The 17,268-nt window shown below is 41.4% G+C and carries 14 protein-coding genes and 1 tRNA gene; 7 read left to right on the top strand and 8 right to left on the bottom strand.

Annotated features, from left to right (window positions below):
- Positions 1 to 139: 139 nt before the first annotated feature.
- Positions 140 to 436 carry a GIY-YIG nuclease family protein gene (locus G564_RS0112145; RefSeq protein ID WP_029037902.1) on the top strand — a complete coding sequence of 99 codons (297 nt, stop codon included), beginning with the start codon at positions 140 to 142 and terminating at the stop codon, positions 434 to 436.
- Positions 437 to 750: 314 nt separating this feature from the next.
- Here the strand turns inward: G564_RS0112145 and G564_RS0112140 are convergent, their stop codons facing one another.
- The 3 genes from G564_RS0112140 to G564_RS0112130 form a co-directional block, all read right to left on the bottom strand.
- Positions 751 to 1,104: a response regulator transcription factor gene (locus G564_RS0112140; RefSeq protein ID WP_029037901.1), complete on the bottom strand. Its 354-nt coding sequence runs from the start codon at positions 1,102 to 1,104 to the stop codon at positions 751 to 753.
- Positions 1,105 to 1,159: 55 nt separating this feature from the next.
- Entirely contained in the window at positions 1,160 to 3,553 is a 2,394-nt protein-coding gene (locus G564_RS19225; protein WP_156879228.1) for a PAS domain S-box protein, read from the bottom strand.
- A gap of 251 nt (positions 3,554 to 3,804) precedes the next feature.
- Positions 3,805 to 5,121: a M24 family metallopeptidase gene (locus tag G564_RS0112130; RefSeq protein WP_029037900.1), complete on the bottom strand. Its 1,317-nt coding sequence runs from the start codon at positions 5,119 to 5,121 to the stop codon at positions 3,805 to 3,807.
- Between the two features lie 234 nt (positions 5,122 to 5,355).
- On the opposite strand from G564_RS0112130, the gene G564_RS0112125 reads away from it, so the two are divergent.
- Both G564_RS0112125 and G564_RS0112120 read left to right on the top strand, forming a co-directional pair.
- A complete protein-coding gene (locus G564_RS0112125; RefSeq protein ID WP_029037899.1) occupies positions 5,356 to 5,721 on the top strand; it encodes a hypothetical protein in 366 nt (121 codons plus the stop codon).
- A 525-nt stretch (positions 5,722 to 6,246) separates the two neighbouring features.
- Entirely contained in the window at positions 6,247 to 7,815 is a 1,569-nt protein-coding gene (locus G564_RS0112120; RefSeq protein ID WP_029037898.1) for a serine hydrolase domain-containing protein, read from the top strand.
- A gap of 190 nt (positions 7,816 to 8,005) precedes the next feature.
- Here the strand turns inward: G564_RS0112120 and G564_RS0112115 are convergent.
- The 3 genes from G564_RS0112115 to trxA form a co-directional block, all read right to left on the bottom strand.
- Positions 8,006 to 8,079: transfer RNA gene (locus tag G564_RS0112115), tRNA-Asp, on the bottom strand.
- A 202-nt stretch (positions 8,080 to 8,281) separates the two neighbouring features.
- Positions 8,282 to 9,211, bottom strand: coding sequence for a DUF58 domain-containing protein (locus tag G564_RS0112105; protein ID WP_029037897.1), 930 nt, complete (start codon positions 9,209 to 9,211; stop codon positions 8,282 to 8,284).
- A 297-nt stretch (positions 9,212 to 9,508) separates the two neighbouring features.
- Positions 9,509 to 9,826: a thioredoxin gene (gene trxA, locus G564_RS0112095; protein WP_029037896.1), complete on the bottom strand. Its 318-nt coding sequence runs from the start codon at positions 9,824 to 9,826 to the stop codon at positions 9,509 to 9,511.
- Between the two features lie 433 nt (positions 9,827 to 10,259).
- On the opposite strand from trxA, the gene G564_RS20325 reads away from it, so the two are divergent.
- A complete protein-coding gene (locus G564_RS20325; RefSeq protein WP_156879227.1) occupies positions 10,260 to 10,403 on the top strand; it encodes a hypothetical protein in 144 nt (47 codons plus the stop codon).
- A 75-nt stretch (positions 10,404 to 10,478) separates the two neighbouring features.
- Here G564_RS20325 and dnaE read toward each other — a convergent pair whose 3' ends face one another.
- Positions 10,479 to 14,861: a DNA polymerase III subunit alpha gene (gene dnaE / locus G564_RS0112085; RefSeq protein WP_029037895.1), complete on the bottom strand. Its 4,383-nt coding sequence runs from the start codon at positions 14,859 to 14,861 to the stop codon at positions 10,479 to 10,481.
- 210 nt (positions 14,862 to 15,071) lie between these two features.
- Positions 15,072 to 15,521, bottom strand: a complete 450-nt coding sequence (locus G564_RS0112075) for a ferritin-like domain-containing protein (protein WP_029037894.1) — start codon at positions 15,519 to 15,521, stop codon at positions 15,072 to 15,074.
- Positions 15,522 to 15,772: 251 nt separating this feature from the next.
- On the opposite strand from G564_RS0112075, the gene G564_RS0112070 reads away from it, so the two are divergent.
- From G564_RS0112070 to G564_RS19220, 3 genes are all read left to right on the top strand, one after another.
- Positions 15,773 to 16,387, top strand: a complete 615-nt coding sequence (locus tag G564_RS0112070; protein WP_029037893.1) for a 30S ribosomal protein S16 — start codon at positions 15,773 to 15,775, stop codon at positions 16,385 to 16,387.
- A gap of 19 nt (positions 16,388 to 16,406) precedes the next feature.
- Positions 16,407 to 16,931, top strand: a complete 525-nt coding sequence (gene rimM, locus G564_RS0112065) for a ribosome maturation factor RimM (protein WP_029037892.1) — start codon at positions 16,407 to 16,409, stop codon at positions 16,929 to 16,931.
- Positions 16,932 to 17,018: 87 nt separating this feature from the next.
- Positions 17,019 to 17,268, top strand: a 250-nt coding sequence (locus G564_RS19220; protein WP_029037370.1) for a hypothetical protein, incomplete at its 3' end; no start/stop codon positions are given.

Genomic DNA, 17,268 nt, shown 5'->3' with positions numbered 1-17,268 from the left:
ACTTTTATAATTTCAACTACAAAGTTTTTTCTCTATATCTCAGGAAGCAGATTGCTCTAGTCGCTAAAATAGCTCCCCTGCCTGGCCGGCAGACAGGTTCACAAATACGTAAGTAAGGAAAATTTGATAAATTGATAGGATGGATTTCTCCTATACCTATATGATGACTAATTCTCACAACACGGTGATTTATACTGGCCTTACTTCAAATCTCATCAAAAGAGTTTATCAGCACAAAACCAAGGCTTACAAAGGATTTACTTCAAAGTACAACTGTGATAAATTGGTATTCTACCAGGAATTTACAAATATCAATGAAGCCATAGCATTGGAGAAAAAAATAAAGGCAGGAAGTCGTTCTAAAAAAGAAAAAATGATCTTCGAACAAAATCCTGAATGGAAGGATCTTTCTGATGGTTGGCTGTTTATTATTTAAATCGTCTTTGAGAGCGACTGCAGGGAGCGCGGCAATCTCGTGATGGCATGTAATTTTACACTTTCAACTACAAAGTTTTTTCACTACATCTCAGGAAGCAGATTGCTTCAGTCGCTAAAAAAGCTCCCCTGCCTGCCGGCAGGCAGGTTCGCAAAGACGTAAAAAATTTGCAACGTCTTTGCAAGCGCCGCAGGGAGTGCGACGAATTTGTTAATTGAAACATAACCATACCTTCATCATCAAATTCTCAAATCACCACATCCTCAAATTTCCTGATCACTAATCACTGATCACTAATCACCGATCACTGATCACTAACTTCCCGCTAACTGCTTCTCGATTCTCTGCAGTAATTCATCAACGTCAAAAGGCTTGGCGATAAAGTCATCTGCACCTTCCATCCTGCTGATATCTGCGTGAGCGGACATTAGTACTACAGGGACGCTGCGGGTTGCGGTGTCTTTTTTTAGATCCTTACAAATATCCAGTCCGTTGCCATCGGGTAACATGATGTCCAACAGAAAAAGGTCGGGAATTTCCCCGGGTACGGTTTTATTAAAAGCCCGGGCGGTAGGGAAAGTCTTTACCGAGTACTGCTGACTCACCAGCAGGAATTCTATCAACTCACGAATCCCGTCATCATCTTCAACAATAAAAATCTCTTTCATAGCTATAGGTTTCAAAAATGACATTTTAACAGCAAATTGTTCAGGTCTCTTACCGTTAAACTGCCTTTCGTTTTTTAATCTTTTCTATTTTAAGCGGAAGGCTGAAGCAAAACTCCGATCCCTTTCCATATTCACTTGACACCTCAATCTTTCCATTGTGCCTGTCAATGATCTGCTTGGTTAGGTACAAACCTAATCCCAGTCCGCTGATGCCTTTGGTATCTTCGGCTCTGTAGAACCTGGTGAACAGCTGCTCTTTTTGAGATTGGGTCAGGCCTATACCTTCATCCCTCACCCGGACGCTCACGACTGCCCCCACCACTTCCAGGCTTACAAATATTTTATCGGCCCGGGGAGAATACTTGATCGCATTGGTCATGAGATTAAGCACTGCCTGCTCAATACGCTGCCGGTCTCCTTCTATTAAGGCCGGGGTTTGCCCCAAATTGGCCACTATTTCGTGAGACGGGGAAGACCAGCTGAAAGTTTCAATGATCTCTCCCAGCATAAGCTTAAGATCAAAGACCTCAATATTAAAGTCGAGTCGGCCCGACTCGATCCTTGACATATTCAGAAGGTCCTCCACCAGAGTATTCAGTTTATCCACCTGGTTAAGGGATTTGCTTAGAAACAATTCTGAAAGCTCATCCTGCTCCTTTTTCGCCAGCACCTGCAGGTAGCCTTTGATTGTGGTTAGCGGCGTTTTCAATTCATGACTTGCGAGGGCAATGAATTCGTCTTTTTTATCACTCAGGGATTTCACCTGTTCAAAAAGTCTGGAATTATCCAGAGATACTGCAGCCTGGGAAGCAATATTGATAACGAGTAATTCGTGCTCTGCCGTAAAAATTCCCGGTTCAGGATGCCCGTATAACAAACCACCTATTACTTCGCCCGATTTAGAGATCACCGGAACGGCGAGGTAACTTACCACAGTAAAATGTCCATTGGGCATTCCAAAATGAGGCGCATTCTTACCATGGCTGCTATGATTTCGTACATCGGCAATTCGAACCACCTTCTTCTCTACGAAAGTAGGCAGGAACATTTCTGTATGTCGCGGCATGGCCATATGCTCAAACGCCTCCCGGGGGGCTCCCGAAAGTGTAAAAAGACGGAAGGTATTTCCTTCGCGGTCCACATTATTATAAAAAAATGCACCGAAGGCTGCCCCTGTTAGTTTCGTAGTGGCATCTGTAACCCGCTGAAGAATTCCCTGCACATCCAGATTTTCTGAAATACTTTTTCCAACAGTATTTAAAACCTCAAGATTTCGGGTATATTTTTCTCTCGCGGTCTGTGCCTGTACCTGGTAAGAAATATCCCGGGCAACTTTTGAAGCCCCGATAATTACCCCTTTACTGTCTTTGATAGGGGAAACCGTTATGGATATTGGGATCTCCCTACCCGACTTATGCTGTCTAATAGTTTCAAAATGGTCGAGGCTAATTCCATTGCGGACCTTTTCCAGGATGTGAAACTCTTCTCTTAATCTCTCCTGCGGAATAAGGATGGTAATGGATTTCCCCACCACCTCATTTTCTTTATAACCAAAGATCCTTTCCGCCCCTTTATTCCAGCTTAAAATGGTGCCGTCGAGATCCTTGCTGATGATCGCATCGTTTGAGGATTCCACAATAGCCGATAATCTCGCCTGTTTTTCATCTGCCCTTGTACGATCTGATATATCCCTGGCAACCTTAGACGCACCAATAATATTTCCCGAAGCATCCTTCAAAGGAGAAACGGTAAGGGAAATTGGAATCTCCCGTCCCCATTTATCAATTCGTATGGTCTCAATATGATCTACCTTTTTTCCTTTCTTAATATTGCTGATGATCTCTTCCTCTTCATTAAGCCGGTCTTTGGGAATGAGCATTGTTATGGACTTGCCTAAAGCTTCAGCTTCAGTATAACCAAAAATTTGTTGGGCACCGGGATTCCAGCTGGTAATTTCCCCGTTGAGATTCTTGCTGATGATAGCGTCATCTGAGGACTTGATAATTGCTGAAAGTGTTGCCTGCTTCAGGTGATCTTTTTCCTGTTCAGAAATATCAATAAGCGTATTGGTAGCTCCCCGCAGTTTGCCCTCCCTGTCTAATAATTGCCGGGGGTATGAAACCAAAGTCCTGAAAGTACCATCGGGTCTCAGCATGTTAATTTCCCGCTTCACAGGCTGCTCTCCTTTCAGAAGGAGTGATGCAATTGGTGTTTCTTCCGAAGGAACAGAGGTTCCATCCCGATGAACTAGCTTAAAAGACCCACACCAGCGGTCTTCTCCAATAACAGGAGATCGCCCCCACAAGATTTCGGCAGCATTATTAAAATAGGTAAGAAACCCATGGGTATCACAGCTATAGAAGGCAATGGGAGATTCATCAAACATTTGCTGAAAATCCAGGGCAGGCGCACCCGAAGGTGTATTTCCTCGATTAGAATTTTTAGTCATGTTGCTCGTTTATACCGCCTTGTAAGACGGTTTGGATACCTGATATGGCTGTAGCCAGTTTCCAAAAAGTAAAGATAAGTTTTACAAGCACAAATAATTGGACTTAAGAAAATCTTATAATTCCTTTAACAGCACCAGCAAATTAGCAGGTTATTTAAACTTCAGGTTTAAATAAAAGAAGAAGGCAACTCCCTGTGCAGGAGCTTTTTAATATTATCATTTTTGGTAGATTCTGAAGACGTAGTGATTTCCTATTCCAGATTCACAAGCAAAAAGTCGGTTTGTCTTCCATTGACATACTCAAAGCCATCTTCTCCCCAGAAGCCGGCTTCCTCCAGCATAATTCGAATATCTTTATTCCATTCCGGAACGTTAACCGTGGTATTAAGTTCAATGGCGTACACGGTATTTGGATATATAGGATAATCCCCGGCGCCCGGAACCCCCTCCTGAGCATCCCACATCCCTATAGTAGGTCCTGCCGAATGTCCATAAAGACCAAGTGGATGGGTGTAAATGGAAGGTTGAAGTTCCTCTGCCTTCGCCTCTTTAAGAGACTTTAATAAAATTTCATTCCCTGTTCTTCCGGTTTTAAAATTTGAGGTAAGAATATCCTGCAGCCGGTTTCCCTTTTTGAGTGCCTCTTGCAGGAAATCAGGCGCAGCAGTTTCACCTTCTTTTAATACATATGCGTGTTGCTGACAATCGGTATTAAGTCTTAAATAAAAAATTCCGAAGTCGCAGTGAAGCAGGTCGCCCGGCAGAATGACCTTATCTCCATAACCTGCAGAAAAAGCCTCAATATGGTCTTTAAGCTCTTCCTCCTTCCTTTGTATATCTACCGTAGGATGAAACCAGGTCTCGAGCCCCAGCTCAGTAACTTTTTGTCTCATCCACCACACCACATCATCTGTGGTCGTTACACCCGGATTGATAACTTTTGAGCTAAAGGCTTCTTCAATTATATCTTTAGTAATGCTCACCAGTTCCTTATAGAGTTCCATTTCCTTTTTAGAACGGGTTTCTATCCATCCCACAGCAAGCTCTTCGGCTGAAACTACCCGCTCCCGGAAATGAGGCGGCAGTATTTCCATGAATAAGTCATAATCTGTTTTTACAATTCCGTCAGCGATGTTAAAATCTGCTGAATAATTCAAACCAATCCTTTGCGGATCTCTTTCAGTTATGACATCCAGCAGCGCCTTCATCTGGTCTGGCTCTGCTTCGGGATCCCAGGCCGAAGAAATGTGATCTCCAATATCATATCTGGCTATCGCGAGACGCTCGAGAGTATCCTTCTCCCTGTCCTGATGAAAGACAAGAATGGTTCGCCGGCGGGCATTGAGCCAGGTAGCCGGAAGCATTGTACGCAAAACGGGATCTTCGTTGTATTCCCGGGAGATAAGCACCCACATATCAATTGAAGCCCTGTCCATTAATTCAGGAAGCAGTTGCGTATATCTTTCTTCCAGGATCTCATCTACCAGGACAGCCTGTTCCCTTTCAGAAAGAATCTGGGCACCCGCCTGGGGTATGAACAATAAAAAAACCAGTAAATGTTTGAACATAGGAAGAAGATCGTTTTTCCGAATATATAAAATATTCCTCTTTTCCGGGTAGGTTAAGTTCCTTTGAGCTTGTCTTATAGAAATCCTGTTCACCTCCTTATTAGTTGCTGTAGTTCCTTACAGCACTAAACTTATCTTAATTCCCTAATATCCAACACCCTTCCCTTGACTAATCAGTAAATTCCGCGTATATTATTGTAGTCAAACAAACCCGGGAATCAAATAAGAAATGTTATGAATAAAGAATTGAAATCAAAAGGAAAGTATGAGCTATTTACAACACCGGACGGGAAGGAGGTAATAAATTTCGATAATGAATCTTATTACTCCTTCACTAAAGAAAATGGCGGAGAGTTTATTGCGCCCACAGAATCAGATTCTGATAAATTCAGTTCCAAAGCAACCGGAAGCTACTATTTCGCAGGTGCAGAAAGTGAGGAAGACGTTAGTGGAACACTCTATCTTGAAGATGGCTCTGAATTCGCAAAAATTGATTTCCCTCAAGGCTTCCCCACAAAAAGAGATGAACCAAAGAAGAAGATTATCCGGTCTGATGACAGATTTAATAAAGAGGAAGTGATGAAGAAATTAGGACTTTGAAATTTGTTGATCATGGTATTACGGTAATTTAAGTGTGAAGCCTGCCGATTGAATATCTAATTTAAATTTCTCCAAGTAATTTTAAATTTAAAGCAACACCTAACACTACAGGGGAAGATTTCCTAACCGCAACAGAAAAACCCTTCTGGTTTAGAACTGCAGTACACTGAAGACCTGCAGGTATGTCTTTTAACGTTTTAGAGGTTGAGCTCCATTTGCACCTCAGCTCCAAATTTTAAATTATGAAACCGTTCAGGCTATTCGAAGTACAAATAAGAATTTCACAATCAGGTTTTTAATGGTTTATAATAAGATTAAGGAGGATTGTGCATTACAACTGCATAAGTGGGTTACTGGTCTAAAAATTTAATTTCTGACAATTTTCAAATGGCATTTTTTGTAATTTAAATGCGGTAATCGACTGAGGATTACATATTTGTGAATCAATCCCGAAAAGATGAAAATTCAGTTATTCAAAATGCACGCAATATTTTTCTGCTACATATAGACTTAACACGTTTCCCTATGGTCAAATTAACGAACACTTCAGCAAAGGCTATTATTAACCTGTTGATCATCCTTTTTTATTCTGCAATTTTAGCTCAAAATAATGTCCCTCATACATCTACCTTTCCCGGAGTTGAAAATTCATACTTCGAATATGTAAATCCAGAAGAAGCAGGTTTGTCTGATCAAAGTCTACAACAGCTTAGTACTGATATTCTACAATGGGTTGATGACGGGGAGCTGGTAGGTGCCGAACTACTCATTATAAAAGATGATAAAGTAGTGTTTCATGAAGCTTTTGGCTGGGCCGATAAAGAAGAGGAAAGGGCTCTAAAACGCAACTCGATCTGGAACATCAAATCCATGACCAAACCTTTTGTTTCAGCGGCTATTCTTATGTTGATAGAGGATGAGAAGTTGAATTTACAGGATCCTGTCAAAAAGTATATACCAGGCTATTCCAATGACAGCACAACCATCTTTAATCTTCTTACACATTCCAGCGGGTATAGTGGTCTGGGGTACACTAAGAACTTTAAAGATATTGGGGCTTGGGTTAAAGACTGGGCAAAGGAAAAGCCAGCCCGACCTTTAGGACAATACAGCTATTCCGATTTTAATTATGCGGCATTGGGATACATAATTGGGGTAATTTCAGGTAAAAAGGCGGAAAATTTTATTCAAGACGAGATAATTGAGCCGTTAAATCTGAAAAATACCTACACCTCTTTTTCGCCTGACTTCGAGTGGGCCGGGAGAGTAAACAGCAGGTATGAGTACAGTGATTCCAGTAAAACCTACGTAAAATATTGGAAAAATAATGATAACCAGGAATATGTTTTTTTTCCGGCTGCCTGGGGCATCTTTTCGACTGCACTTGATTATGCTAAATTTATGGAGCTTTGGCTCGAAAAGGGAAAAATTAATGGAAAACAGATTCTGGAAAGAGAAACTATTCTTTCAGCTCTAAAACCTCAGGTGAGATTTGGGCCGTTTAGTCATGGATATGGGTATGGTTGGGTCATTAATGAATATAAAGACAAGGATAAAATGCCATTTTCGTTCTCACATACCGGTTATGATGGAACCATAGGAATAAGTTTTCCGCATTCAAATGCCATGGTGGTTTACCAAAGCCACTCAAGAGGAAGAAATCACAGAAGCTTAATCTGGAATAAACTGGATATGCTGAACATTTTTAAGGAAAAAGGGCCCTACACTCCTATTCTCTCCTGGCCGCCACCTGACTTTTCTTCTGTAAAAGTAGATACTAACAAGCTTCGGGAATATGAAGGTGTTTATCAAGGAATCCAACCATGGGATCAGTCAGAGATAATATTTAAAATTTCAGTATCCGACAATACCTTATTATTAAAAATGGCCCCTGTTGATGAGAATACTTTCATGACCATGAACTTAATACCCACGGACGATGATGAATTTATTATGGGAAAATTGAGAGATGGCCAGGTTGAAAGTATAGGAACAGATTCATTTTTATTTTTAAAGGAAATTGACGGAACAACTGGTTTTGAAATAATTTATGAAGGTGAACCTGTCATGAGTGCCAATAGGATATCGAAATAAATAAGATCTACACAAATAAGTTAAAACTTCTACAAAACAAAAAAGCCCTTCCTGAAACAGGAAAAGCTTCTCATTGGTTTACTTCTAAACCCAGGTAAGTCAAGGACTTACCACAAACAACACAACTTACTATAAAGCGAAAAAAAGCTCCCCAATTTGAGGAGCTTCTTTGCTTCCGAAACTTCGGATGCGGTCTGGACGAGACTCGAACTCGCGACCCCCTGCGTGACAGGCAGGTATTCTAACCAACTGAACTACCAGACCAATATTTTAAGAACATCTCCGGTTCGTGACAGGCAGTCCCGAGTACTCGGGATAACCAACTGAACTACCGGACTAATTTTTTAAGAACTTCAGCAATCCATTTAAACCTCCGGACCACTGCTTTATTGCGAGGGCAAATATACAGCACATTTTAAATTCCGCAAACCTTTTTTGAAAATATTTGAAACATTTTTTTGTGTCTTTAAACAAACTTCTGCCGTTCAACTAAATAGGTGGACAACACCCTGTCAAAATTTTCATTTATGTCTGCCTGTACATATTTGATCCCGTATTGGGCGCACTTCAGTTTAAGTTTGGCGAAATAGTTTTCTACCACTTCCCGGTAACTTTCTTTGACATTGTCTGCATACAGATCCATCTTTTCTCCGGTCTCCACATCTGTAAATCGCTGTGGCCCTTCTCCAAATTCAAAACTCAGTTCCTTTTTCAGATCAAAAACATGGAATAGCACCAGTTCATGTTTATTATATTTTAGATGTCGCAAGGCATCAAAAAGCTTTTCCTCTTCTACTTCATCCTGGAACATATCCGAAAAAAAGAAGATCAGGGATCTCCGTTTCATCTTCTCAGCTATCTGGTGAAGATAGGTATAAGTTTTAGTTGGTTGTCCGGAGACCGGTTGCTCCAGAGTCTGCTCAAGGATGTTCAACAACATGCGGCGGTGGCGTTCACTGCCCTTTTCGGGTGCATAGTATTCATACCTGTCACTGTATATACTTAATCCCACAGCATCCCGCTGTTTCTTAAGGATCTGCATGAGACAGGCTGAAGCCAGAACAGAGAAACCTATTTTATTGAGGTCATTCAATCTCTGTTTCTTCTTCCCGGGATAATGCATGGAAGCAGAATTGTCCAGGATCAAATGGCATCTCAAATTTGTCTCCTCCTCATAACGCTTTGTAAAGAGTTTGTCTGTCTTGGCAAAAAGCTTCCAGTCAATATGTCGTGTACTCTCTCCGGCATTGTAAACCTTATGCTCGGCAAATTCAGCCGAAAAGCCATGGAAAGGACTCTTATGCAAACCCGATATGAAGCCTTCCACCACCTGTTTGGCCAAAAGTTCGAGATTTTGAAAACCACCGGCTTTATGTAATTCGTACTCTAGATCCATGTTATTCTCTTCTGAAGATTACTAATGTAATTAAATGCCTGCACAAAGAGGAAAAAGCTTTCGCCAAATAGCGGAAGCTTTTTAATTATTGCCGACCGCTTGAAAAAAGAAATTAATGAATTTCTGACAGTTTACCCTGAACTTAACTTTTTAAGAAGCATTGCAGGAGTTTCAGAAAGAATTTTGATCCGGATTACGGAAGCGGAGCGGTCCGGCATCTCTTCCCTGACACAATACTTAAACAAAAAAAGGTCTGTGAATTGCTCCACAGACCTTTTTTACACTCAAATTTTATTTTTACAACACTTGATCAAGTGCTTCTGCATATGTATTCTTGGGAGCAACTCCAACCTGTCTTCCAACTACTTCTCCATTTTTAAAGATCAAAACAGTAGGAATGTTTCTAACTCCATATTTGGCAGCAAATTCCTGGTTAGCATCTACATCAAGCTTACCTACTACTGCTTTCCCTTCATATTCCTTGCTGATATCATCAATGATAGGACCTACCATTCTACAGGGTCCGCACCAGGCTGCCCAAAAATCTACCATAACAGGTTTATCACTTTTAAGCACTTTTTCTTCGAAAGTTGCATCAGTTATCTCTAAAGCCATAATATTTTATTTTTAGTTTATTTCGTTTATGTAAAAATAGGCAAAAATCTCTCCAAATGACTGTTGGCAGATATCAGATTTAGCTATTTACTTATTACAAGCTCCTATACCAATGAAGATTTAGTCTTTTCTTCACCCCTTTTAGTGAGAACATTTTGAGTTGAAATACATTCAATTCCTATTCATCCTTAAACAAAAATGAGGGAAATTTTGTTTCTAAAAATTCACTTCAACTTCAAAGCCATAATATAGAAATTGTAAGAATTTACCTACTTTAAAAAAGCCTTTTATTCCCTAAACCGAAATTAGTCACTCTTTATCGTTTTGTTAATAAAAGACTAAAATATCTCCTGTTCCTTTTGTAAATTTAAGCTGTAAGTAATTCAAAATCACTAGAAATTCAAACATTTTTACCCCTTAAAAAATTATTACAATGACAGCCTTAACTCAGCTCTGGAAAGATCAAACATCAGATTTTTCAATGATTCAAAAAGCCATTTTAGGTCTTATCCTTTCCTTTATTATTATTACGGCTATTTCTGCACTGGTACTGGTATATTTTGAACTTACCAAATAAGCGGGAAGAGCTAACAGAAAAAAAATTCCGGCCATAGCTGCCGGAATTTTTTTATACCTGTACTAACGTGAATTTTTAATTGAGTTTATAAAGCACCTGCTGCTCTTCAAGGGCACTAAGAAGCTCCTGTGAGATCCTCACCTTTTGCTTACGGCTGGGCATATGTAATTTAATCCTCTCTTTCATTTCGTAAACCACAAAATTGAGCCGGTTTTCCCCGCTGTGGTTTTTGAAAATATCTTCCAGAAACAATATCTGCTCTTCCTTAAGCTCATCAATATTTAACTGTATGGTGAGTTTCTTTGCATAGGTCTCCATTACGTCATGTAGCAGCTGAATATTATTGAACTGCATACGCGGATCTCCTTTTTTGCCGGTTTCGCGGTTTGGATAACCTTCACGTATGAACACCTTGGCATGAATAAAAGAATTGGGGACCAGGAAATGCCTGTATTTTAAATATTCCTCTTTGAACATCCTGAACTCATAGCTATCTGAATAATCTTCCACGATGAAACTCGCCCAGCCCTGTCCCTGTTTATTCGTACGATGTTGCACATCACTTATTACTCCCCCAAAGGTCAATTCCTTGTTCACCACCTCATGTAGATCAGAAAAGTCGGTAAGAACCGCATTGCAGAAATATTTAAGTTCAGTTTTGAAATCATCCAGGGGATGACCCGAGATATAGATCCCTACAACTTCCCTTTCACGCTTAAGCTTCTCCATGGTTCCCCACTCTTCGCAGGGTGGCACCACAGGTTCGGGGATCTGCACTTCACTGGTATCCCCAAAAAGACTCACCTGAGCCGAATTCTCATTTTCCTGATATTTAGCAGCATATTTTACCGCCTTTTCCAAAAAGGTGATTCCATCGCCCTCATCATGGAAATACTGCGCACGGTGCGTGTCTCCAAAGCTGTCAAATCCTCCCGCAAGAGCAAGGTTTTCAAAAGCCTTCTTGTTGGCTGCCCTCAAATCTATCCTTTTTGCCATGTCAAAAATGGATCTGTAAGGGCCTTTTTCTTTCCTGTTCTCCACAATGGTCGCAACGGCTCCCGCCCCCACTCCTTTAATGGCTCCCATTCCAAACCTTACAGCATTTTCCTTGTTTACAGAGAACTTGTAGTAGGATTCATTAACGTCTGGCCCAAGAACATTTAGCTTCATACGCTTGCACTCCTCCATGAAGAAGGTCACCTGCTTAATATCATTCATGTTATTGGAAAGAACCGCAGCCATATATTCGGCAGGATAATGGGCTTTTAAATAAGCTGTCTGATAGGCTATCCAGGCATAACAGGTTGAGTGGGATTTGTTAAAAGCATAAGCAGCAAAAGCTTCCCAGTCTTTCCAGATCTTTTCAAGTACTTCCCGCGGATGACCTTTGGCTTCTCCCCCATTTAGAAACTTTGGCTTAAGCTCTTCCAGCAGGGCAAAGATCTTTTTCCCCATTGCCTTCCGCAGTACATCTGCTTCACCTTTCGTAAAACCGGCCAGCTTCTGGGAAAGCAACATCACCTGCTCCTGGTAGACGGTAATCCCGTAGGTCTCCTTCAGGTATTCCTCCATATCGGGAAGGTCATAAGCGATTTCCTCATCTCCGTGTTTACGTGCAATAAAACTCGGAATATATTCCATAGGTCCCGGCCTGTAAAGCGCGTTCATCGCAATAAGATCATCAAAGACCGTAGGCTTCAGGTCCTTCATGTGCTTCTGCATTCCCGGGGATTCGTACTGGAAGATCCCTACTGTTTCTCCCCGCTGGAACAACTCATAGGTCTTCTCATCATCCAGCGGAAAACTGTCGGGATCGAGATCTATATTATGACGTCCCTTTACGATCTTCACAGTGTCCTTTATCAGCGTAAGGGTCTTGAGTCCCAAAAAGTCCATTTTAAGCAGCCCGGCACTTTCTACAACCGAGTTGTCAAACTGGGTCACATAAAGATCGGAATCCTTTGCGACGGCCACAGGGACGAAATTGGTGATGTCACTCGGTGTAATGATCACCCCACAGGCGTGAATTCCCGTATTCCTAACAGATCCTTCGAGGATCCTTGCCTGGTTGATGGTTTGCGCCTCCAGGTCATCTCCCTCGGCTATGTTGAGCAGTTCATTAACCTTATCAAGCTCCTCACTTCTAAAGCTGCTTCGCAATTCTTTTTCATCCATACCAAAGATCTTCGAAAGCTTGGTATTTGGTATGAGCTTGGCAATTCTGTCGGCTTCATTTAGCGGAAGATCCAGTACTCTTGCCGTGTCTCTGATAGAAGATTTGGCAGCCATGGTACCATAGGTGATAATTTGTGCCACCTGGTTTGCCCCATATTTCTGAATTACATAATCCATTACCCTGCTTCGGCCTTCATCATCGAAGTCGATATCAATATCGGGCATACTTACACGATCGGGATTCAGGAATCTCTCAAAAAGCAGGTCATATTTAATGGGGTCGATATTTGTGATCCCCAGGCAATAAGCCACAGCACTTCCCGCTGCAGATCCACGGCCGGGCCCTACAGACACATCCATGTTCCGGGCTTCCCTTATAAAATCCTCCACAATAAGGAAGTAACCGGGATAACCTGTGTTTTCAATTACAGAAAGCTCAAAATCAAGCCGCTCCTTAATTGCTGGAGTAATTTCTCCATATCGTTTTTCGGCACCCACATAGGTAATATGTTTAAGGTAAGCGTTCTCTCCTCTTTTTCCACCGTCAACAGCATCCTCAGCTACAATAAATTTCTCTGGAATGGTAAAGGCAGGCAGCAGTACATCTCTAGCCAATTCGTAAGGCTCAATCTTATCCACAACCTCCTGAACATTCGAAATAGCTTCCGGCAGGTCCTTGAAAAGCGCCTTCATCTCCTCGCCGCTCTTAAAATAATATTCACTATTTGGAAGCCCATACCTGTAACCTCGGCCACGGCCAATAGGCGTTGCCTGCTTCTCACCATCCTTCACACAAAGTAAAATATCGTGCGCATTGGCATCTTCCTGCTCACAGTAATAAGTATTATTGGAAGCAACCAGTTTGACTTCATGTTTTTTTGCCAGCTCCACCAAAACAGGATTCACCCTGTTCTCATCTTCCTGATTGTGGCGCATTAATTCCACGTAAAGGTCCTCCCCGAATTCCTGCTTCCACCACAGGAGGGCTTCCTCAGCCTGATTCTCCCCGACGTTGAGGATCTTACCGGGTACTTCCCCGTAAAGATTTCCGGTTAATACAATTATATCTTCCTTGTATTTCCTGATGACTTCCCTGTCAATTCGAGGCACGTAATAAAATCCTTCTGTATAGGCGATGGAAGACATCTTGGCGAGGTTGTGATAACCTTTTTTATTCTTCGCAAGTAAAACGATTTGATAGCCGTTGTCTTTGCGGGATTTATCCTTATGATTTTCGCACACAAAGAATTCACAGCCAATTATAGCTTTTAATTCCCGGGCACCGGCGGCCTCTCCATTTTCTGTCGCTGCCGCATTTTTTGCCTTGACACCTTTATTATATGCTCCCACTTCCTTTACGAAGTGGAAAGCTCCCATCATGTTGGCATGATCTGTAAGTGCAACTGCCGGCATATTCTGTTTTCCTGCAGCATCTACAAGATCTTTGATACTGATTGTAGATTGCAGAATAGAAAACTGACTGTGGTTGTGCAGGTGTGAAAAAGCAACCTCATCAAGTTTCTCCAGATTTTCTTTAATCTCTGCGGAAGATATTCCCTTATCCTCTTTCTTCTGAAGTCTCTTCCTTATCTCTGCCGAAGCTTCCTTAAGGTTGATGTGCTTGAGACCAATGAGCTTTATGGGCTGCGGATTTACTTCTGAAAAATTCTCAAAATAACCGGGTCTGGCATCCAGTTCCTCGGAAGTGAAGACGCGTTTCCTGATTAATTCCAGGAAACAGCGGGTGGTCGCCTCAACATCGGCTGTTGCATTATGCGCTTCAGCAAAAGGCTCGTGGAATAAAAATTCATGCAGTTCGGTTAGTGTGGGAAGTTTAAATTTTCCTCCCCTTCCCCCGGGAATGCAGCAAAGTTGTGCCGTTACCTCTGTACAGGTATCCAGCACGGGAAGCTCAGGTAATTTATTTTCCATTTGAAGCCGGTGAAATTCGGCTCCCATGATGTTCACATCAAATCCAACATTCTGTCCCACCACGAATTTCGACTTCAACAGGGCAATATTGAACTTTTCCAGTACTTCCTGGAGACTTACCCCCTGCTCTGTAGCGAGTTCGGTTGAAATTCCGTGTACTTTTTCTGCATCATAGGGAATATTAAAACCATCGGGCTGTACCAGGTAATCCTGATGCTCGATCACCCGCCCCATATCATCATGTAATTGCCAGGCGATCTGTATACATCTCGGCCAGTTATCACTGTCAGTCAATGGTGCATCCCAGCGCTTGGGAAGTCCGGTGGTTTCAGTATCAAAAATAAGGTACATAATATCTATTTAGAAGCTTTCGGGCTGATTTTCAACACCAACCACTACTTTAGGAACATTTTAAAGAGGTAAAAATAAGTATAAAAAGATGTATCGGCAGGGAAAGTTTTCAGGAATTATTAACGAAAAAAGAGGTCCCAAAAATATCATTTTTGAAACCTCTTTTCCAGCGCTCAGCACTCAGCCGGGAGCGCATATTAATGTATTCTTTTAATCAAAAGCTTCTTCGAGGCCTTTGACTTCATTCAAGGTGCGCTCAATAGCATTACGTTGTTTGATAAGTAAGTTGATCGTCGAAGGTGGTAATTCCGATCTGTTGATCACCTCATTATAATCGGCAACAGCTGCCTTCTCACCTCTTATAGCCTCCTCCAGTATTGCTTCTTCATTATCTGAAGAAAATGCCGCCTTAAGATCCATCCAGGCTCTGTGGGCATCACCGGTTAGACTGCTGCCTTTATCGGGAGATTCTCCCAGATTCTTTATTTCGGTTTTTAATTCATGACCAAAATCGTATCGCTGCATCGCTTTATCTTTAAAAAAGCTTTTTAAACGCGGATTCCTGACATCTTCTGCTGCATTTTTGAAACCTTTTTCGGAATCATAGGTCTTTTCCAGCAGCTCATTTAATTTGCCTGCCATTTCTTTTGTCTTACTCATAGCTCATATTTTTTGTTAGCAATTTTTTTCTCTTTCTCTTTAAATATAAGGCACTTACACGAAGCAAACCTCATGTTTAACAGCCTTTAAGCTCATATTAACGGATTAAGTTGAAAAAATTAAAAACAAAAACAGACACTAAAAAAACGAGTAGAAGAAATTCTTATAACTACTTAATTTACAATAAAAAATAATAGTATCTTTGCCCCCTCATTAATAACCGGGGTCGGGAACCCCACAAATTAATTTTTATGCCTGTAAAGATCAGATTACAAAGACACGGTAAAAAAGGGAAGCCTTTTTTCTGGATCGTAGCTGCGGATGCCCGCGCTAGAAGAGATGGTAGATTTCTTGAAAAATTAGGAATCTATAATCCAACCACCAATCCTGCAACAATTGAAATCAATGTTGACAAATCTGTACAATGGTTACAGAATGGTGCACAGCCTACAGAAACTGCAAAGGCTATCCTGTCTTACAAAGGAGTACTTCTTAAAAATCACCTTGCTGGTGGTGTTAGAAAAGGCGCTTTGACTCAAGAACAAGCAGATGAGAAATTCAATGCCTGGGTAGAGGAAAAAGAAGGAAAAGTTGACGCTAAGAAAGAGAATTTAACTAAAGAGCAGGAAGCTGCTAAAGCTAAAGCTCTTGAGGCTGAAAAAGAAGTTAACGCTAAACGCGAAGCTGAAGCCGCTGCCGCTGCACAACCTGAAGTTGAGGAAACAACTGAAGAAACTGAAACTGCTGCACAACCTGAAGTTGAGAAAACAACAATAGACCAGGAAGCTGCTGCTGCGAAAGGAGTGGATGAGGCTACTGCTGAAGAAGCGAAGGCTGAAGAAAAAAAAGACCAAACCGGATCTTAAATTTTCATTCTAACGAGCAATGACAAAGGAAGAGTGTTTCTATCTTGGCAGGATCGTTAGTAAATTCAGTTTTAAGGGAGAGGTATTGATCAAACTCGATACCGATGAACCCGAAAGTTATTTAGAAATGGAATCAGTTTTTGTCGAATACGACAATAATCTGGTTCCATTTTTTATTGAAAGAAGTTCTCTCCAAAAAAGCAACCTCCTAAGGGTAAAGTTTGAAGAAGTGGACACAGAAGAGGACGCAGAAGATCTCATGAAATGCGACATATACCTCCCACTAAACCTCCTGCCCGAGCTTAGTGAAGATCAGTTCTATTTCCATGAAATAATAGGCTTCAGGGTGGAGGATGAACTTTACGGAACCGTAGGCACCCTCACCGGAATCAACGACACCACCACCCAGGCCCTGTTCGAAATTGAAAAAGACGGTAAACAGGTCCTCATTCCCATGAACGATCATTTTCTGATCAAAGTGGATAAGAAGAACAAGACGATCTTCGTGAAAACACCGGAGGGACTTATCGATCTATATTTATAGTTCAAGGTTGAGTCCACTCTAAAAACAAATTTACTTCAATTAATTCTAAGAATGGATTATCTTTAAACCACTTTCCAATGTACTATCATGTTTAGAAAAACTCAGGATTCTTCTCAATCAGATCTCTTCTCTGGTTTTGGCCAATTGCTTGATGACAAGAAAGATAAGAAGCTAAACGATCCAAAGGCCTGGTACAATATTTTTTATAAATACTTTGTTTCCAGGATTGATGAAGAAAAATTTGCTGTTCTTTTTTCCTCTACCGGTCGTCCCAATGCCTCAGTGAAGACTTTGGTGGGGATGATGTCTTTAAAGGAAGGTTTTGGCTGGAGTGATT

Source organism: Salinimicrobium xinjiangense DSM 19287 (genome assembly GCF_000423585.1).
Classification (GTDB): Bacteria; Bacteroidota; Bacteroidia; order Flavobacteriales; family Flavobacteriaceae; genus Salinimicrobium; species Salinimicrobium xinjiangense.
The sequence above is the reverse complement of the archived record's forward strand: the minus strand, read 5'-3'. Positions and strand labels throughout refer to the sequence as shown.